The sequence below is a fragment of the Mesorhizobium sp. M0954 genome, from assembly GCF_040319155.1.
Taxonomy (GTDB): Bacteria; Pseudomonadota; Alphaproteobacteria; order Rhizobiales; family Rhizobiaceae; genus Mesorhizobium.
In genome coordinates this window covers 1-18,414 of the sequence record NZ_JAMYNR010000025.1, presented here as the reverse complement: position 1 = coordinate 18,414, position 18,414 = coordinate 1, and the positions used below count along the sequence as shown (strand labels likewise).

Sequence of the window (18,414 nt, the reverse complement as noted above, 5' to 3'; positions counted from 1 at the left end):
CAACTGGTTGCCTGAGAACGAGTGGCGCAGCGGCGAATGTCCCAGTTTAATTGCCTGTGGGGATTTCGGACGAAATCCCTGGCGCAGTAGCAAATTTGCGCCAAGACTGTCGTTATCGCGCGAACCGCCCTGCTTTCAAAGTTGCACATTCCTTGGCATGTTCCCAATCCCTGCCGTCTTTGACATCATGGCGAGGATGCGGAATGTTAAAAGGCAGAAAGCCAACAATGGGAGTAAGTCATGACGATCTACAAGAGTAACGGCGACCGCGTTCCCGATCACATCCTGGCCATGGCCGAAGACGCCAAGGCAGGCAAGATGGATCGTCGCGAATTTCTAGCTCTCGCCAGCGTCTTCGGCGCGTCGACGGCGATGGCCTATGGCATGCTTGGCCTTGCAGACCCGACGCCGGCCAAGGCGGAAGAGGTCCAGGGCAAGAAAGGCGGCGTATTGAAGGTCGCGCAATGGATCAAGGATCCGAAGGATCCGCGCAAGGCCGACTGGTCGGAAATCGCCAATGCCGAGCGCCAGGCGCTCGAGCCGCTTGTCAAATACACCACCGAATACACGTTCCGCCCCTATCTGCTGGAGAGCTGGGACGTGAATGACGACGCTACCGAATACACGCTGCATGTGCGCAAGGGCGTCACCTGGAACAACGGCGATCCGTTCTCCGCAGACGACGTCATCTTCAACCTCAAGCGTTGGGCCGACAAGAAAGCCGAAGGCAATTCCATGCCCGGTCGCCTCGGTTCGCTGGTCAAGGATGACAAGCTGGATGAGAGCGCGGTTACCAAGGTCGACGATCACACGGTCAAGCTGACGCTCAGCAAGCCGGATATCGCCCTCATTCCCAACGTGTGCGACTATCCCGGCCTTATCGTCCACAAGACCTTCGACGAGAAGGGCGGCGACTTCAAGTCCTGCCCGATCGGAACCGGCCCGTTCGAGTTGGTCTCCTACGATGTCGGCCAGAAAGTGGTCTACAAGCGCCGCGAAGACAACAAATGGTGGGATGGTGACGTCTTCCTCGACGGCATCGAGTTCATCGACTACGGCACCGATCCGGCGGCGATGGTCAGCGCTTTCGAGGCAGGCGAGGTGCACACCAACTTCGAGACGTCGGCCGACTATGTGTCGATCCTCGACGGCATGGATTTGGTGAAGTCGGAGATCGTCACCGCCTCGACGATCGTCTGCCGTACCAATGTGACCAACAAGCCTTACGGCGACCAGAAGGTTCGCAACGCCCTGCAGCTCGCGGTCGACAACAATGTCGTCCTCCAGCTCGGCTACGGCAATGCCGGCACGGTTGCCGAAAACCACCATGTCGCTCCGATCCATCCGGAATACTATGAATTGCCGAAGATTGCTCGCGACCCGGCCAAGGCAAAGGCGCTGATGGCCGAAGCCGGCCAGGCCGATTTCGAGCACGAACTGATCACGGTCGACGAAGACTGGCACAAGAACACAGGCGATGCGATCGCCGCGCAGATGCGCGACGCCGGCATCAAGGTCAAGCGTACGGTGCTGCCGGGTTCGACCTTCTGGAACGACTGGACGAAGTATCCGCTGTCGATGACCAACTGGAACATGCGGCCGCTCGGCGTCCAGGTTCTGGCGATCGGCTATCGCACAGGTGAGGCCTGGAACGAGACGGCCTGGTCGAATCCGGAGTGGGATGCCAAGCTCAACGCTGCGCTGGCAGTTGCCGACGCCGCCAAGCGCAAGGAAATGATGAAGGATATCGAGCAGATCCTGCAGGATTCCGGCATTATCATCCAGCCTTATTGGCGCAAGCTCTACAGCCATTCGGTCAAGGCGGTGCAGAACTACAAGATGCACCCGACCTTCGAGCGCGACTACGGCAAGGTCTGGCTCGACCAGGCCTGACCGGACGATCCGGAAAGGGGCGTCTCGCCCCTTTCCCTCGCTCTTTGCATGGTCCTTGGACCGGAAGTCGGCGCAGCAAAAAGTTGCGGACTCTTCGGCCTGGGTCTGCAATAAAAAGGGTATTGCATCTGGGACTGGTCTGAAGGCTTGTTCTGCCGCTGGCGGCAGCGCACGGCTTGCAAACCGGTTCCACCCCCCAACCCGACCGGCAGGGGACCGCCATGCTTTCTTTCGTTATCAGGCGTCTCGGCACCATGGCAGTGACGATGCTGTGCCTGACGATGATCGTCTTCTTCCTGGTCAATCTCGGGCCTAATCTGAAGAAGCTCGCGATCAGCCAGACCGAAATGCACACATCCGCCGAGCAGCTTGAGGCTTGGCTGGTCAACCATGGCTATCGGCAGAATTTCTTTATCCGCTACGGTCAATGGCTGGGCATCATGCCCAAGCAGCCGGTGACCGACCCGGCGACCGGCAAGCCCGCACAGCGTTTCTCCTTCTGCAACGATCCGGTCGTGCCGACATTCTCCGGCATCCTGCAAGGCGATTTCGGTTGCTCGACCAAGTTCAAGACGACGGTCGCTTCGAAACTCTTTCCGGCGCTCAGCGCCACCGGCATCCTGATGCTCTGCGTGCTGGCCGTAATGGTGCCGATCTCGCTTTTGATCGGTATTCTCGCCGGTATGCGCGAGGGTTCACGCACCGACCGCACATTGTCGGTGGCTTCGATCGCCTCGACGGCGACGCCCGAATATGTTTCGGGCGTCATCTTCACCGTGATCTTTGCCTCCTGGCTCGGCGTGCTGAACGGTTCGGCGGCCTCGGCCAGCCAGGGCATCACCTTCTATAATTTCACCTTGCCGGTGATGACGCTGGCGATCTACGGCATCGGCTACATCGCTCGCATGACCCGCGCCTCGATGGTCGAGGTGATGACCCAGCAATATATCCGAACCGCCCGGCTGAAGGGCCTCTCCTTCGGCAGCGTGGTGATAAAGCACGCTCTGCGCAACGCCCTGATCGCGCCATTCACGGTCATCATGCTGCAGTTCCCCTGGCTGCTCACCGGTGTCGTCATCGTCGAGGTGATGTTCCGCTACCAGGGGTTCGGCTACACCCTGGTCGAGGCCGCCGGCAACAACGACATCGATCTTCTGCTCGGCTGCTCGCTGGTCTCGGTGTTTATCGTCCTGATCACACAGCTCATCTCCGATGTCGGCTACGCGTTCCTCAATCCGCGCATCAGAGTTCAATAGGAGACCGGGCGGATGCAGGTCGAATATCTCAGCGCCTTCAACGTCGTACTCGGCGTGCTTGCCCGCTTCTGGCCGGTCTGGATCGCTCTCGCCCTGGTGATGGGGGCGAGCTTCGGCTACAAGAAGAAGCTAGGCCTTTACGGCCAGCTTTTCGACAGCGGCGTCGGCATCGTCGGCGTCGGCATCTGCCTGTTCTGGCTGTTTACGGCGATCTTCGCGTCGACCATCTCGCCCTTCGATCCGCTCGCCCAAGTGCCGATCATGAAGGACGCGCTGCCGGGCGCAATCGAGCCGGGGTCGAAACTTGTATACTATTTCGGCGGCGACAAGCTCGCCCGCGACGTGTTCTCCCGCATGGTCTATGGCAGCCAGATCGTGCTGATCATCGCGCCGGCGGCGACCGGTTTTGCGCTGATGGTCGGCATTACGCTCGGCCTGCCGGCCGGCTATTATGGCGGCAAGATCGATACGGTGCTGTCCTTCCTCGCCAACCTTGTGCTGGCCTTCCCGGTGATCCTCCTGTTCTACCTGCTGGTGACGCCGGGCATCATGGACACGCCGATCCCCTACGCGATGGCAGGGCTGTTCTTCCTGTTTCCGATCATCTTCTTCAGTGTGCTGTTCTGGACGCGCTACAAGAACCGCCCCGACCGCCTCTATATCCTGCTTGGCCTGACGTTGGTACTTGGCGGCTGGATCTATGCGGGCCTTGTCTTCGATGCCGATCCGTTCAAGATCATCCACATCGATCCCAACCAGCTCAACATCTTCGTGGCGGTGGTGTTCGCCTCCAGCCCCGGCGTGTTCCGCATCGTGCGCGGCCTGGTCATGGACATCAAAACGCGCGACTATGTTGCGGCGGCACAAACGCGCGGTGAATCGCCCTGGTACATCATGCTGTGGGAGATATTGCCCAATGCGCGCGGGCCGCTTATCGTCGACGCCTGCCTGCGCATCGGCTACACCACGATCCTGCTCGGTACGCTCGGCTATTTCGGGCTGGGACTGGCGCCGGAAAGCCCGGACTGGGGCACGGCGATCAAGGATGCAAGCCGGCTGCTGCGCTCCTTCATCCACCCGGCGCTGCCGCCGACGATCGCATTGATGTCGTTCGTGCTCGGCCTCAACCTCCTGGCGGATTCGCTGCGCGAACAGTCTATGAAGGATTGATGCCGGCAAAGATTGACGCCGGGAAGATCGATGCCGGTTCGGCCCGACATGCCTGAAGAACAAGGATTGGAGCGACCCATGAATGAGGCAGTTCGAAATCCCGCCAAGCCGACGAATGGCCCGATCATCGAGATCGAGAACCTGTCGATCTCCTTCTTCACCCGCAAGGGCGAGATCCCGGCGGTCATGGATTTTTCCTGCACGGTCATGCCCGGCGAGGCGATGGGTATTGTCGGCGAATCCGGCTGCGGCAAGTCGACCGTGTCGCTCGGCATCATGCGCGACCTCTCCAACATCGGAAAGATCGTCGGCGGAAAGATCAAATTCCAGGGCAAGGACATGGGAGAATTGTCCGACGAGGAACTGCGCGCCATCCGCGGCAACAAGATCGCGATGATCTACCAGGAACCGATGGCCAGCCTGAACCCGGCGATGAAGGTCGGCCAGCAGCTGATGGAAGTGCCACTGATCCACGACAAGGTGTCGAAGGACGAAGCTTACAAACGCGCCTTGGAAATGGTGCGCGCGGTGAAGCTGCCGGATCCCGAGCGCATGATGCGTTCCTACCCGCACCAGCTTTCCGGCGGTCAGCAGCAGCGCATCGTCATTGCCATGGCGCTGCTGTCGAAGCCGGCGCTGCTTCTGCTCGACGAGCCGACGACAGCGCTCGACGTGACGGTGGAGGCCGGCATCGTCGACCTGGTCAAGGGGCTGGGCGAGAAGTTCGGCACCTCGATGATCTTCGTGTCGCACAACCTCGGCCTGATCCTGGAGACCTGCGACCGCATCACGGTGATGTATTCGGGCGAAGCGGTGGAGACCGGCAAGATCAAGGACGTCTTCGACCGGATGCGCCATCCCTACACGCAAGGCCTGTTCCGCTCGATCCCGTTGCCGGGCGCCGACAAGAATTCGCGGCCGCTGATATCCATCCCGGGGCAGTTGCCGCTACCGCACGAGCGGCCGAAGGGCTGCAATTTCGGCCCGCGCTGCCACCATTTCGTCGAGGGCGTCTGCAACGCCGCCGAAATTCCGATGATCGCGGTCGAAGGCCATGACGGGCATTTCTCGCGCTGTGTGCGCTTCAACGAGATCGACTGGGAGGCGCTGCCACCCGGCGCCAAGAAGGTCAACGAGCGGGTGGTGCCCGGTGCGCCGGTGCTCCAGATCGAAGACCTCCGGAAGTACTACAAGGTCGGCGGCAGCGAAGTGTTCGGCTCGAGCGAGGGCCGTGTCGTCAAGGCCAACGAGACGATCTCGTTCATGGCGCGCGAATCCGAGACCGTCGCGATCGTCGGCGAATCGGGCTGCGGAAAATCGACCCTGGCCAAGGTGCTGCTCGGCCTCGAAACGGCAAGCTCCGGCCGCGTCAAGCTCGGCAATAAGGAGATCCAGTCGACCGGGATCGAGAAGCGCAGCGTCGACACGGTGTCGTCGATCCAGATGGTGTTCCAAAATCCGTTCGACACGCTCAATCCCAGCCATTCGGTCGGTTCGCAGATCATCCGTACGCTGGAAAAGTTCAACGTCGGCGACACGGTGGCCGACCGCCGCAAGCGAATGCTGGAATTGCTCGACCTGGTGAAGCTGCCGAGGGCGTTCGAGTCGCGCAAGCCGCGCCAGCTTTCAGGCGGCCAGAAACAGCGCATCGGCGTTGCGCGTGCCTTTGCCGGCGACGCCAAGGTGGTGGTGGCCGACGAGCCGGTCTCGGCACTGGATGTGTCGGTCCAGGCCGCGGTGACCGAGCTCTTGATGGACATCCAGCGCAAGAACAAGACGACGATGCTGTTCATCAGCCACGATCTGTCGGTGGTGCGCTACATCGCCGACCGCGTCGTCGTCATGTATCTCGGCTATATCGTTGAGCAAGGCACGACCGACCAGATATTCGCGCCGCCCTATCACCCCTATACCGAGGCATTGCTGTCGGCGATCCCGATCGCCGACACAAGCGTGGTCAAGAAGCACATCGTGCTGGAGGGCGACATCCCTTCGGCGATGAACCCGCCGTCCGGCTGTCCGTTCCAGACGCGCTGCGGCTACAAGAAACTGGTGCCGGACAACCTTTGCGAAACCACGGTGCCGCCAGTCAAAAATCTCGGCGACGGCCATATGAGCTTGTGCTGGCTGTCCGACGACGTGCTGGCGAAAATGGAGCCGGTGATCAAATTCGACAAGGAGCACGCCGCGAATGAGGGCGTGCCGGATGATGCAAACCACGGTGTTGGCCCGGGCTTTGCCGGAGATCCGCCCAAGCGCCCGCATGGAAAGACTGGCAGCGTTGAAGCCGATGCCGAGGGTCAGGCAGTGGAAAATGCCGAAGCGGTCGCCAAAGCCCGCCGTCACGAGGTTCGCGACGAGGTTTCAGAGACCGGCACCTCAAGCTCTGCCGACAGCCAGGTGGCGCCAATCATGCCGCCGACTGTCGGCGACGGCCGACAGGCCGAGGACGTGACGCGCAAGCCGCGCAAACCCAAGGGCGGCTGAGAGCCGTTAATAGGCTAGGGCGCGCATTGCCGTAGCTGCGCGGCGTAGTCCTGCGCCATCTGTTCGGTGGCATGCGCATAGCGCTGCACGTCGGCATCGCCGCGACTGCCGCGCTTATAGGCATTCCAGCCGAGATAGTAGGCGAGATACAGATTGTAGGTGTCGTTGCGGGCGACGCCGAGCGCGTCGGCGGTTTTCGAATGGTACCAGCCGACGAAATCGACGGCATCGGCAAACCTGGTGCGGCGCGCCGCCCAGCTGCCGGTCTCGTTCTGGTATTGCGCCCAGGTGCCGTCGAGCGCCTGCGAGAAGCCGGTGGCGCTGGAGATATGTCTCCAGGGAATGAAGCCCAGCAGCTTGGTGCGCGGCGGCCTTGCGTTGCTCTTGAAGCCGGATTCCTTGCGCACCGTCGCCATCAGCACGGGAACCGGCACACCGTATTTCTGCTCGGTGCGTTGTGCCGCCGCCTGCCAATTGTCGAACCAGCCGTCATTCTGGTCGAAAACGGCGCAGACATCGTTGATGTGGTTCGGCGGCGTCGCGCAGGCCGAAAGCGTCAGCGGCACGGCAATCGCTACAATTTTACTAAAACTCGACCTACGCATTGGAAGAGCATTAGGCCGAAAACATAAAAGGAATCTTGCGGCGTTTCTTAACGGCTGGTCAGCCGCTTTAGCAGGCGCTGAGGAAATATGAACATTCCGACGTTTGTTGTCGCTTTTACCGATGTGAAATTCCCGGAATGGCGCCTTGGCTAAAATCACGCCCGCAAGTGGCGGATTCTTGACAGCTCGATCCTCGTGCCGGCGCTTTGATGCGCCGCATGAGCGAACCAAGACGCAAGCGCGGCGCCGAGCGAACCAGCAACAGGGGACCGACCGCCATCCCGCAACTGCCGCTCAGGCGGGTGACAAACCCTTATCCGCCGATGGCGATGCTCTCGGCCGATCAGATCGAGGCGATCCACCAGGCGTCGATGCATATCCTGGAGAATTTCGGCATCGAGGTGATGAGCCCGCGGGCGCTGTCGCTGTTCGAGAAGGCCGGGGCCAAGGTCGATCATGCCACGATGAACGTCCGCATCGATCGCGGCATGATCGAGGAAGCGCTGAAGACGACGCAGTCCAGTTATACGCTGACGCCGCGCAATCCCGCCCATGCCGTCCACCTCGGCGGCAATACCATCAACTTCACGCTCGTCGCCGGGCCGCCGAATGTGCACGACATGGAGCGCGGCCGCCGTGCCGGCAATTTGCGCGATTATTCCGATCTCGTCCGGCTGGCGCAGCATTTCAACTGCATCCACATGCTAGGCAACCAGGTCTGCGCGCCGGTAGAATTGCCGGCGAATTCCCGTCATCTCGACACCTATTTCGCCAATCTGACACTGACCGACAAAAGCTTTCACGTCTCGGCCATCGGCCGCGGCAGGGCGCTCGACGGCATCGAAATGATGGCAATCGCGCGCGGACTGACGCTTGACGAGATGCGCCATGATCCCGGCGTCACCACGATCATTTCGGTCAATTCGCCGCGCCGCTTCGACGAGATGATGGCCGAGGGGCTGATGACGATGGCCGAGTTCGGCCAGTCGGTGGCGGTAACGCCATTCACGCTGATGGGAGCGATGAGCCCGGTGACGCTTGCCGGCGCGCTCGCCCAGCAGAATGCCGAGGCGCTGTTCGGCGTGGTGCTGACGCAGCTCGTCCGCCCCGGCGCGCCGGTGATGTATGGCGCCTTCACCTCCAATGTCGATATGAAATCGGGAGCGCCGGCGTTCGGCACGCCTGAAAACACCAAGGCGAATATCGCGTCCGGACAGTTGGCGCGGCGTTACAACCTGCCTTATCGCACAACGCCGGGCTCGGCTTCCAATGCCGCCGACGCGCAAGGCGCCTATGAGACGCTGATGGCGCTGTGGGGCGCGGTGCTCGGCCATGGCAACCTCGTCTACCATGCCGCCGGCTGGCAAGAGGGCGGACTGACAGCGTCGTTCGAAAAGTTCATCATCGACGTCGAGATGATCCAGCACATGATGGAGTTTTTGCGCCCGATCGAGGTCAACGAGGCCGAGCTTGCCGTCGAGGCTCTGGGTGCGGTTCCGACCGGCGGCCACTTCTTCGGCGAGCCGCACACGCTGGAGCGCTACGCCACGGCCTTCTACCAGCCGATGCTGTCCAACTGGCAGAATTTCGAGGCTTGGCAGGAAGCTGGTGGGCTAGACGCCACGGCGCGAGCGACGAGGCTGTGGAAGAAGGCGCTGGAGGACTATGTCGAGCCGGTGATGGAAATCTCCAGACGCGAGGCGCTTGAGGCGTACGTGGCCAAGCGCAAGGAAGCGATCGGGGCGGGCGAGCCTTAAGCGCCGCTCGTCTTGTTCGGCTTCATTCTCTTCTCCTCCAGAATCATGAAACCCATCCAACTCTTTGAAACGACGAGAATCCCATGAAATCGCATGCAAAGGTCGTTGTTATCGGCGGTGGCGTTGTCGGGTGCTCCGTGCTGTTCCATCTGGCCCGGCACGGCTGGACAGACATCGTGCTTCTGGAGCGCGATGAATTGACCTCCGGCTCGACCTGGCATGCCGCCGGCGGCATGCACACGATCAATGGCGATCCCAATGTCGCCAAGCTGCAGAAATACACAATCTCGCTCTACAAGGAGATCGAGGAACTGTCCGGCCAGACGACCGGCGTGCATTTGACTGGCGGCGTCTTGCTGGCAGCGACGGAGGCGCGGCTCGACTGGCTGCGCGGCGTCGTCGCCAAGGGCCGCTATCTCGGCATCGAACTCGAGGAGATATCGCCTGATGAGGCGGCCGAGCTGATGCCGTTGCTCGATCCCAAGCAGTTCGTCGGTGCCGTGCGCAACAAGGAGGACGGTCATCTCGACCCGTCCGGCGTTACCCACGCCTACGCCAAGGCGGCGAGGAAGCTTGGTGCCGAGGTCGAGCGTTTCACCAAGGTCGAGGAGATTGTGCGGCGCGCCGACGGGTTGTGGCGCGTCATCACCAACAAGGGCGAGGTTGTGGCCGAACATGTCGTCAATGCCGGTGGCCTGTGGGCGCGTGAGGTCGGCCGCATGGTCGGGCTGGAGCTGCCGGTGCTGGCGATGGAGCACATGTACCTGATCACCGAGGACATGCCGGAGGTCGCCGCCTGGAACCAGAAGACCGGCACGGAGATCATCCATGCGGTCGACTTCGACGGCGAGCTCTATCTGCGCCAGGAACGCGGCGGCATGCTGATGGGCACTTATGAAAAGGCCAACAAGCCATGGTCCGAATTCCAGACGCCATGGAATTTCGGCCACGAACTGCTGGAGCCCGATATCGACCGCATCGCACCGTCGCTGGAGGTTGGCTTCCGGCATTTCCCGGCGTTCCAGAACACCGGCATCAAGCAGATCATCAACGGACCCTTCACCTTCGCGCCGGACGGCAATCCGCTGGTCGGGCCGGTGCGCGGCCTGCCGGGGTTCTGGGTAGCCTGTGGTGTCATGGCGGGGTTCTCGCAGGGCGGCGGCGTCGGCCTGGCGCTGTCGAACTGGATGATCGAGGGCGATCCCGGCGCCGACATCTGGGCGATGGATGTGTCACGCTACGGTGACTGGGCCACGATGGCCTATACCAACGCCAAGGTGCGCGAGAATTATTCGCGGCGGTTTTCGATCCGCTTCCCGAACGAGGAACTGCCGGCTGGGCGACCGCTCAAGACGACGCCGGTCTATGATCTGTTGTCGGCCGAGGGCGCGCAATGGGGCGTCGCCTATGGGCTGGAAGTGCCGCTGTGGTATGCGCCCGAAGGGGTCAAGGACGAATTCTCCTGGCGCCGCTCGAGCGACTTCGAGCATGTCGCGAAAGAAGTGGAGACGGTTCGGCAACGCGTTGGTCTGTTGGAAATCTCGTCATTCGCCAAATACAGAGTCACCGGTGAGGACGCAGCAACCTGGCTCGACAGTATGCTCGCGTGCAAATTGCCAAGGCCCGGCCGCATGACGCTGGCGCCGATGCTGAAGGAAGACGGCAGGTTGATCGGCGATTTCACGCTGGCCAATCTCGGCGGTCCAAATTCTGCAAGCAAGGATTGGTTCCTGGCCGGCAGCGGTGTCGCCGAGCAGTACCACATGCGCTGGTTCGAAGCGCATCTGCCGAAGGACGGCTCTGTTAGCATCGAGGCGCTGGGAGCAAAACTCACCGGCCTGTCGATCGCCGGGCCGAGCGCGCGGAACCTTCTTGAAAAGGTCACACGATCTGACGTGTCGAATACGGCCTTTCCGTTCATGGCCATCAGCAGGATGGATATCGGCATGGCACCGTGCCTGGTCGGGCGCGTCAGCTACACCGGCGACCTCGGCTACGAAATCTGGGTGGCGCCGGAATATCAGCGTGCCGCCTATCAGGCGCTGATGGCGGCGGGCGAGGAATTCGGCATCGGCCTGTTCGGCTCGCGCGCGCTCAATGCGCTGCGGCTCGAGAAGAATTACGGCTCATGGGCGCGCGAATACCGGCCGATCTATGGGCCGCTGGAGGCCGGCCTCGACCGCTTCGTCGCCTATGGCAAAGAGGCCGATTTCATCGGCAAGCAGGCAGCGCTGGCAGAGCGCAAGCAAGGCGGCAGACTGCGGCTGCGGGCCTTTGTCGTCGATGCTGCCGATGCCGACGTCATCGGCGACGAGCCAATCTGGTATGGCGGTGCCGTGCGCGGCTGGATCACGTCGGGTGGCTACGCGCATCATTCAAAAAAGTCCGTCGCCATCGGTTACGTGCCGAAAGAGATCGCCGATGAGGCCAACGGTTTCGAGATCGAGCTATTGGGCAAGCGTTACGCCGCACGTATGCAGCAGACACCGCTGTTTGACGCCAATTTCGAGCGGATGCGCGGTTGAGGAACCGAGTGGCATGGCGAAGTCGCCGTGCCGGTGGCACGATGAAAGGGGGAGGACGATTTCGCGATAGTGAAAATTCTTTCGCGCGGTGACCTTTGGTTTTATTGTCGAGCTGCGGCGGAAGGCTGGGCAATTGCTTCGGAGGTCCACCATGCCCGATGTGTATGCGCAGATCACAACCGCTGATCCGGCTGTTGTCGCGGTTCTTATCAACGCGATGGAGTTGCGGGCCGCAGACCCGCGCCAGAAGGCAATCCGCCACTCGTTTTTCTCGTCGATCGATTTTCCGGAAAGGGCACGCGTCCTCGAAGGCGGCTGCGGCTCGGGACCGATCAGTCGCGAGCTTGCGCGCTGGCCGGGGGTGAACGAGGTTGTTGGGCTCGATCCGTCGCCGATATTTCTGGCGAAGGCGCGCGAGCTTGCCGCGGATATCCCCAACCTGAACTTCGTCGAAGGGGATGCCAGGTCGCTGCCGCACGAGGACAACTCGTTCGATGTGGTCATCTTCCATACCTGCCTGACCCATGTGCCCGGTCCCGAAAAGGCCCTGACGGAATCGTTGCGCGTGCTTCGCCCAGGCGGCTGCCTGGCGATCTTCGACGGCGATTACGCGACGACGACGGTTGCCATCGGCGATCATGATCCGCTGCAGGATTGCGTGGATGCCGCAATGGCGGCGCTGGTGAATGACCGCTGGCTGACGCGCCGGCTGCCGCTGCTGGCGAAATCGGCGGGCTTTGTCGTCGAAAAATTCGACAGCTACGGCTACGCCCAAATTGCCGCGCCCGACTACATGCTGACTCTGGTCGATCGCGGCGCCGATATTCTGGCCGGCTGGAAGCGACTCGACAAGGCGCTTGGCGACGGGCTGAAGCACGAGGCGCGCCGGCGTGTCGAAGCCGGAGAGTTCTTCGGGTTCATCGCCTTCGCGGGCCTGATTGCGCGCAAGTCGGCCTGAGCGCGCGCTGATCCGCCCGGCTACGATGTTTTGCGGTTGTCCAGTGCCAGGGCGCCGGGGCCGGCGAATACCAGATAGAAGAAGATGAAGCAGAAGGAGATCGCGGCATCGCCGCCATTGTTGACCGGGAAGAAGCTCTGCGGCATGTGCGCCATGAAATAGGCGATCGCCATCTCGCCGCTGAGAAGGAATGCCACCGGCCTGGTGAAAAGCCCCAATACCAGCAGGATGCCGCCTCCGAATTCCAGGATGGCCGCGGTCAGCGATAGCGCGCTCAGGGCGCCGGCATGGTCGCCGACGGGGAAATTGAACAGTTTCTGGGTGCCGTGCTCAATGAACTGCAGCGCCGTCATGATGCGCAAGGCGGCAAGGGCGAACGGTTGATATCCGGCGAGGCCTTCGAAAAGCTTCATCTACGACTCCATTTTCACCTAGCCCGGCCATAGGTCATCGCCAAAGGCCGGACCATTCACATAGTCCGGCCTTCATTCAACTGTCGGTGAGTGAGTCGTGAGGCGTGCTGCAGCCTTGGGGCCGCACGATGGCGGCCCCCAATTGGCGCGGCCTGTTACCGCGTCGGTGCCATTAGCGCGAAATGGGCGCCTTGCGGATCCGTGCACTGTACGATCCAGCTGCCGCCGGGGACCTCCATCGGACCCATCAGGATCTTGCCGCCATTGTCGGTGACGCGCTTGGCTGCCGCGTCGATGCCGGGCACGTTGAAATAGAACTGCCAGACCGGCGCCGGGATCTGCTCGGGCTTGTTCATCATGCCGCCAACGGGCTCGCCGCCGAAGGCGAAAAGCTGGTAGACGCCCATCGGACCCATATCCATGGCGTCGCCCTTCTCCCAGCCGAACTGGCTGGAATAGAAATCGAACGCCGCCTTCCAGTCTGACGTGTAGAGCTCATGCCAGCCGATGTTGCCGGGGGTCGCCAACGGTAGCGGCGGCTGGTCGGGGCCGCTGGGCTGCAGGAAGTTGAACATCGCGCCTTGCGGGTCTGCAACGACGGCGAAGCGGCCGACGCCAGGAATGTCGTCGGGCTCGCGGTGAACCGCGCCACCAGCCTTCTTGAGGGAGGCCGTTGCGGCATCGATGTCCCTGGTGAGGATATAACCGACCCAGGCCGGCGGCATGCCCATCTTGCGCGCGTCATCGGGCAGCGTCATCATCCCGCCGACGCCGCGCTCGCCGACATTCATGACGATATAGCGCGGCATGCCCTGGGCCCCTTCGAAAGGCTGCCCCCTCCAGCCCACCACGGAGGTGTAAAACGCCTCGGCGGCGTCGAGATCGGTGGTCATCAGCTCGTACCAGAAGAAGGGCATGGGGGACTGTGGCATTGTCGTGCTCCTTGCGGTTTGTACATCGATCATGCGCGATCCATTCTAGGACGATCTTCACGACGAAAATCCGACAGCCAACCAAAAAAGATGACGGCAAATTGGAAATGTTACCGGGTTGCGCGCCCTGCGGTTTTCGACTTTGCTCGCAGTCAACGAGGGGTTGTTGATCCATGCGCCGGATGTCGCTCACTTCCGAACTTGTCGCGCTGTGCCATCGGGAGGAGGCCGATCCCGGCCCCGATGGCAGCTGGACGCAGCTGACGGACGAAGACTTCAGGGCCCTTTGCCTTCGGTGATCAAAACCAACGCTAAGCTTACCAGGCTGACCACTCAGTCCAGCAACGGCAGTGCCGCTATGGCCAAGCTTCCCTGTCGGCGGCTTTGGTAACATGAGTACACTTGTCATGTTTATTCGTGGCTTTTCAGCAGTTTGCGCCGAAAATTGACCAATTGATAAAAAAACAAAACGTGCTAGCCTTCCCCAAAACAAGAACATGGGGAACTGACGATGCCAGAAGGCCAGTTCAAGCAAGGCATTGCCGGCGGGCGGCTCTCGCCGGACCAATATGCCGACAATTTCGCCGACCTGCACCCGCCACTCGATCATCACGAGGCGCTGGTCGAGTCCGACCGCTGCTATTTCTGCTATGATGCGCCGTGCATGAATGCGTGTCCGACCTCGATCGACATCCCGCTGTTCATCCGCCAGATTTCGACGGGCAATCCGATCGGCTCAGCCAAGACCATTTTTGACCAGAACATTTTGGGCGGCATGTGCGCCCGCGTCTGCCCGACCGAGACGCTATGCGAAGAAGTCTGCGTGCGCGAGGTGGCCGAAGGCAAGCCGGTGCAGATTGGTCGCCTTCAGCGCTACGCCACCGATGTCGCCATGGCCGAAAACAAGCAGTTCTACAACCGCTCCGAACCGACCGGCAAGACGGTCGCTGTGGTCGGCGCCGGACCGGCCGGGCTTGCGGCCGCGCATCGGCTCTCCCGCTACGGCCACGACGTGACCATCCTGGAAGCCCGCCCGAAGGCCGGCGGCCTCAATGAATACGGTATCGCCGCCTATAAGAGCGTCGACAATTTCGCCCAGGCTGAAGTCGACTATGTCACGTCGATCGGCGGCATCGACATCCAGAACGGCAAGGCGCTCGGCCGTGATTACCAGCTGTCGGACCTGACCAGGAATTACGATGCGGTGTTCCTCGGCATGGGGCTTGCCGGCGTCAATGCCTTGCGAGCGGATGGCGAGGAGGCGCAAGGCGTCAGCAATGCCGTCGAGTTCATTGCCGAGCTTCGTCAGGCCAGTGATCTGGCCAGCCTGCCGGTCGGCCGGCGTGTTGTCGTCATCGGCGGCGGCATGACGGCGATCGACGCGGCGGTGCAATCGAAGCTGCTCGGAGCCGAAGAGGTGACGATCTGCTATCGGCGCGGCCCGGAGCACATGAATGCCTCCGAATTCGAGCAGGATCTGGCTGCCGCCAACGGCGTCATCATCCGGCACTGGTTGCAGCCGAAGCGGGTCATTGCCGATGCCGGCAAGGTGTCGGCGATCGAGCTCGAATACACCGCGATGGACAGCGACAGGCTCGTCGGCACCGGCGAGCGGCTGACGCTCGTCGCCGATCAGGTGTTCAAGGCGATCGGCCAGAGCTTTGTCCCGGCTGCGCTCAACGGCAGCGGTGCGGAGGTCGCGCTGGAAGCCGGCCGCATCAAGGTCGATGCGGAAGGGCGCACCTCGCTGGCCAATGTCTGGGCTGGCGGCGACTGCATTTTCGGCGGCGACGACCTGACTGTTTCAGCCGTCGCGCAAGGCCGCGATGCGGCGGAGAGCATTCATCGGGCACTGACCTCGAACGGGAGGGCATGAGCATGGCAGACATCCGCAACAATTTCGTCGGCATCAAGTCGCCGAACCCGTTCTGGCTGGCTTCGGCGCCGCCGACCGACAAGGCCTATAATGTCATTCGCGCCTTCAAGGCGGGCTGGGGCGGCGTGGTATGGAAGACGCTCGGCGAAGAGGGCCCGCCGGTGGTCAACGTCAACGGTCCGCGCTATGGCGCGATCTGGGGCGCCGACCGTCGTCTGCTCGGCCTCAACAACATCGAGCTGATCACCGACCGCGACCTGCAGGTCAATCTGCGCGAGATCAAGCAGGTCAAGATGGACTGGCCCGACCGGGCGATCGTCGTCTCGCTGATGGTGCCTTGCGAGGAGCATGCCTGGAAGGCGATCCTGCCGGTAGTCGAGGAGACCGGCGCTGACGGCATCGAACTCAATTTCGGCTGCCCGCATGGCATGTCGGAACGCGGCATGGGTGCGGCGGTCGGCCAGGTGCCGGAATACATCGAAATGGTGGTGCGCTGGTGCAAGGCCAACACCCGCATGCCTGTCATCACCAAGCTGACGCCCAACATCACCGACATACGCAAGCCGGCACGCGCTGCCCTTGCCGGCGGCACCGACGCGGTGTCGCTGATCAACACCATCAATTCGATCACCGGCGTCAATCTCGACAATTTCGCACCGGAGCCGACGATCGACGGCAAAGGTTCGCATGGCGGCTATTGCGGTCCGGCGGTGAAGCCGATCGCCATGAACATGGTGGCCGAGATCGCGCGCGATCCGGAAACGCATGGCCTGCCGATCTCCGGTATCGGCGGCATCACCACCTGGCGCGACGCCGCCGAATTCATGGCGCTCGGCGCCGGCAATGTGCAGGTGTGCACGGCGGCGATGACCTACGGCTTCAAGATCGTGCAGGAGATGATCGCCGGCCTGGAAAACTGGATGGACGAGAAGGGCCATGCCACGCTCGACGACATCGTTGGCCGTGCCACGCCCAACGTCACCGACTGGCAGTATCTCAACCTCAACTACGTCGCCAAGGCGCATATCGACCAGGATGCCTGCATCAAATGCGGCCGCTGCCACATCGCCTGCGAGGACACTTCGCACCAGGCCATCACCAGCATGGTCGACGGCGTCAGGCATTTCGAGGTGATCGAGGCCGAATGCGTCGGCTGCAATCTCTGCGTCAATGTCTGTCCGGTCGAGAACTGCATCACCATGGAGGCGCTGGCGGTCGGCGTGATGGACCAGCGCACCGGCAGGCCGGTGTCGCCGATCTATGCCAACTGGACGACGCATCCGAACAATCCGATGGCCAAGGTGGCGGCGGAATAGCATTGCGAAAAAAGCGGCGTCCATGGGCGCCGCTTTTTGACTTTCCTATTGCGGATAAAAGATATCCAAGATAATCTATATCCATGAACAGGAGAGCGCAATGAAGCTGGGCGAAGGCGTCGAAGCGGCCATCCACTGCGCCGCGATGCTCGCCGGCGTTGATGGCGCCGCGACCTTGCCAGGTGCTGCCATGGCCGAAGCGTTCGGGCTGTCGCCGAGCTATCTGCTTAAGCATCTCAACGCGCTGACTGCGTCCGGCATTCTGGAATCAGTGCCGGGGCCGTCCGGCGGCTACCGGCTGGCGCGGCCGGCGGAACGCATAACGCTGCTCGATATCGTGCTGGCCGTCGAGGGGCGTGAACCGGCGTTCCGCTGCGCCGAAATCCGCCAGCGCGGCCCAGCGAAGCTCGATGCCTCGGTCTATGTCAAACCCTGCGGCATCAACGTAGCCATGCTGAAGGCCGAGCGTGCCTATCGCGCCGCGCTCGCCGACGCCCGGCTGTCCGACATCGTTGCAGAATACACCGCCGATGCCGATCCCCGTTCGGTCGCCGCGAACTGCGCCTTCGTCGAGCGCCATCGGCGGCCGCAGAAATCAGGTTCAACCAAGCAAGCATGAAAGGCTACAGACGATGAAACAGAGGCTGCAATTTTTCGGCGCGGCGCCGGAGATCATGAAGGCGGTGTCGGCGCTCAACAAGGCAGTCGACGAATGCGGGCTCGAAAAAAGCCTGTTGCATCTGATCAAGCTCAGGGCGTCGCAGATCAACGGCTGCTCGTATTGCGTCGAGATGCATAGCCGCGAAGCGCGCCGCGACGGCGAAAGCGAGCAGCGGCTCTATCTCGTCTCCGCCTGGAAGGAATCGCCGCTGTTTTCAGAGCGCGAACGCGCGGCCTTGGCCTGGACCGACGCGCTGACCAGGATTGCCGACAACGGTGTGTCGGACGAACTCTATGCAAGGACGCTCGAGAATTTCTCGGAAGAGGAGCTGGTCAAGCTCTCGGTTGCGCTCGGCATGATCAACACCTGGAACCGGCTTTGCGTTCCGTTTCATGCAATCCATCCGATGCCAGCAGTCTTGGCCGCTTGAGCATGGACCAGGGGCGCGGGCCTTGGCCGCGCGCCGCGTTTTTGGCCCAAGACCCCCCCCCCAGTTTTTAAAAATTTTTATTGTGGGGCTATTAGCCCCCCCCCAGCTGGGTTGGGGGGGCCTTTTGTTTTGCGG

At 61.9% G+C, this 18,414-nt stretch carries 14 protein-coding genes and 1 pseudogene; 12 read left to right on the top strand and 3 right to left on the bottom strand.

The window, feature by feature from the left end; translation table 11 throughout:
- The first annotated feature begins 240 nt into the window (after positions 1–240).
- The 4 genes from NKH93_RS26195 (at position 241) to NKH93_RS26180 (ending at position 6,806) form a co-directional block, all read left to right on the top strand.
- Positions 241–1,893, top strand: coding sequence for an ABC transporter substrate-binding protein (locus NKH93_RS26195; RefSeq protein WP_352473524.1), 1,653 nt, complete (start codon positions 241–243; stop codon positions 1,891–1,893).
- Between the two features lie 221 nt (positions 1,894–2,114).
- On the top strand, positions 2,115–3,149 hold the full coding sequence (locus NKH93_RS26190) for an ABC transporter permease (RefSeq protein WP_352453204.1): 1,035 nt from the start codon (positions 2,115–2,117) through the stop codon (positions 3,147–3,149).
- 12 nt (positions 3,150–3,161) lie between these two features.
- Positions 3,162–4,319, top strand: a complete 1,158-nt coding sequence (locus NKH93_RS26185; protein WP_352503177.1) for an ABC transporter permease — start codon at positions 3,162–3,164, stop codon at positions 4,317–4,319.
- 78 nt (positions 4,320–4,397) lie between these two features.
- Positions 4,398–6,806, top strand: coding sequence for a dipeptide ABC transporter ATP-binding protein (locus NKH93_RS26180; RefSeq protein ID WP_352820323.1), 2,409 nt, complete (start codon positions 4,398–4,400; stop codon positions 6,804–6,806).
- A 14-nt stretch (positions 6,807–6,820) separates the two neighbouring features.
- Here the strand turns inward: NKH93_RS26180 and NKH93_RS26175 are convergent, their stop codons facing one another.
- Positions 6,821–7,411, bottom strand: coding sequence for a transglycosylase SLT domain-containing protein (locus NKH93_RS26175; RefSeq protein WP_352820325.1), 591 nt, complete (start codon positions 7,409–7,411; stop codon positions 6,821–6,823).
- Between the two features lie 218 nt (positions 7,412–7,629).
- On the opposite strand from NKH93_RS26175, the gene NKH93_RS26170 reads away from it, so the two are divergent.
- From NKH93_RS26170 to NKH93_RS26160, 3 genes are all read left to right on the top strand, one after another.
- Positions 7,630–9,168 (top strand): trimethylamine methyltransferase family protein, encoded by a 1,539-nt coding sequence (locus NKH93_RS26170; protein WP_352503179.1) that lies wholly within the window; start codon positions 7,630–7,632, stop codon positions 9,166–9,168.
- Positions 9,169–9,251: 83 nt separating this feature from the next.
- A complete protein-coding gene (locus NKH93_RS26165; protein ID WP_352820327.1) occupies positions 9,252–11,693 on the top strand; it encodes a GcvT family protein in 2,442 nt (813 codons plus the stop codon).
- A 151-nt stretch (positions 11,694–11,844) separates the two neighbouring features.
- Entirely contained in the window at positions 11,845–12,651 is an 807-nt protein-coding gene (locus NKH93_RS26160) for a class I SAM-dependent methyltransferase (protein ID WP_352473532.1), read from the top strand.
- Positions 12,652–12,671: 20 nt separating this feature from the next.
- Here NKH93_RS26160 and NKH93_RS26155 read toward each other — a convergent pair whose 3' ends face one another.
- Positions 12,672–13,064: a DoxX family protein gene (locus tag NKH93_RS26155; RefSeq protein WP_352473533.1), complete on the bottom strand. Its 393-nt coding sequence runs from the start codon at positions 13,062–13,064 to the stop codon at positions 12,672–12,674.
- Positions 13,065–13,219: 155 nt separating this feature from the next.
- Positions 13,220–13,996 (bottom strand): VOC family protein, encoded by a 777-nt coding sequence (locus tag NKH93_RS26150; RefSeq protein WP_352453197.1) that lies wholly within the window; start codon positions 13,994–13,996, stop codon positions 13,220–13,222.
- Positions 13,997–14,169: 173 nt separating this feature from the next.
- Here NKH93_RS26150 and NKH93_RS26145 point away from each other — a divergent pair.
- From NKH93_RS26145 to NKH93_RS26125, 5 genes and pseudogenes are all read left to right on the top strand, one after another.
- Positions 14,170–14,292: pseudogene (locus NKH93_RS26145) on the top strand (gamma-glutamylcyclotransferase); the annotation flags it as partial.
- A gap of 215 nt (positions 14,293–14,507) precedes the next feature.
- Positions 14,508–15,872, top strand: coding sequence for an NAD(P)-dependent oxidoreductase (locus NKH93_RS26140; RefSeq protein WP_352820330.1), 1,365 nt, complete (start codon positions 14,508–14,510; stop codon positions 15,870–15,872).
- Positions 15,873–15,874: 2 nt separating this feature from the next.
- Positions 15,875–17,188: an NAD-dependent dihydropyrimidine dehydrogenase subunit PreA gene (gene preA, locus NKH93_RS26135; protein WP_352922299.1), complete on the top strand. Its 1,314-nt coding sequence runs from the start codon at positions 15,875–15,877 to the stop codon at positions 17,186–17,188.
- A gap of 100 nt (positions 17,189–17,288) precedes the next feature.
- Positions 17,289–17,807 carry an RrF2 family transcriptional regulator gene (locus NKH93_RS26130; protein WP_352473537.1) on the top strand — a complete coding sequence of 173 codons (519 nt, stop codon included), beginning with the start codon at positions 17,289–17,291 and terminating at the stop codon, positions 17,805–17,807.
- 13 nt (positions 17,808–17,820) lie between these two features.
- Positions 17,821–18,279 (top strand): carboxymuconolactone decarboxylase family protein, encoded by a 459-nt coding sequence (locus NKH93_RS26125; protein WP_352922297.1) that lies wholly within the window; start codon positions 17,821–17,823, stop codon positions 18,277–18,279.
- Positions 18,280–18,414 lie beyond the last annotated feature (135 nt).

What these genes read in the sequence shown, in the direction of transcription:
- NKH93_RS26195 (WP_352473524.1), top strand. Translation starts at nt 241, where the DNA reads ATGACGATCTACAAGAGTAACGGCGACCGCGTTCCCGATCACATCCTG.
- NKH93_RS26190 (WP_352453204.1), top strand. Translation starts at nt 2,115, where the DNA reads ATGCTTTCTTTCGTTATCAGGCGTCTCGGCACCATGGCAGTGACGATG.
- NKH93_RS26185 (WP_352503177.1), top strand. Translation starts at nt 3,162, where the DNA reads ATGCAGGTCGAATATCTCAGCGCCTTCAACGTCGTACTCGGCGTGCTT.
- NKH93_RS26180 (WP_352820323.1), top strand. Translation starts at nt 4,398, where the DNA reads ATGAATGAGGCAGTTCGAAATCCCGCCAAGCCGACGAATGGCCCGATC.
- NKH93_RS26175 (WP_352820325.1), bottom strand. Translation starts at nt 7,411, where the DNA reads ATGCGTAGGTCGAGTTTTAGTAAAATTGTAGCGATTGCCGTGCCGCTG.
- NKH93_RS26170 (WP_352503179.1), top strand. Translation starts at nt 7,630, where the DNA reads ATGAGCGAACCAAGACGCAAGCGCGGCGCCGAGCGAACCAGCAACAGG.
- NKH93_RS26165 (WP_352820327.1), top strand. Translation starts at nt 9,252, where the DNA reads ATGAAATCGCATGCAAAGGTCGTTGTTATCGGCGGTGGCGTTGTCGGG.
- NKH93_RS26160 (WP_352473532.1), top strand. Translation starts at nt 11,845, where the DNA reads ATGCCCGATGTGTATGCGCAGATCACAACCGCTGATCCGGCTGTTGTC.
- NKH93_RS26155 (WP_352473533.1), bottom strand. Translation starts at nt 13,064, where the DNA reads ATGAAGCTTTTCGAAGGCCTCGCCGGATATCAACCGTTCGCCCTTGCC.
- NKH93_RS26150 (WP_352453197.1), bottom strand. Translation starts at nt 13,996, where the DNA reads ATGCCACAGTCCCCCATGCCCTTCTTCTGGTACGAGCTGATGACCACC.
- NKH93_RS26140 (WP_352820330.1), top strand. Translation starts at nt 14,508, where the DNA reads ATGCCAGAAGGCCAGTTCAAGCAAGGCATTGCCGGCGGGCGGCTCTCG.
- preA (WP_352922299.1), top strand. Translation starts at nt 15,875, where the DNA reads ATGGCAGACATCCGCAACAATTTCGTCGGCATCAAGTCGCCGAACCCG.
- NKH93_RS26130 (WP_352473537.1), top strand. Translation starts at nt 17,289, where the DNA reads ATGAAGCTGGGCGAAGGCGTCGAAGCGGCCATCCACTGCGCCGCGATG.
- NKH93_RS26125 (WP_352922297.1), top strand. Translation starts at nt 17,821, where the DNA reads ATGAAACAGAGGCTGCAATTTTTCGGCGCGGCGCCGGAGATCATGAAG.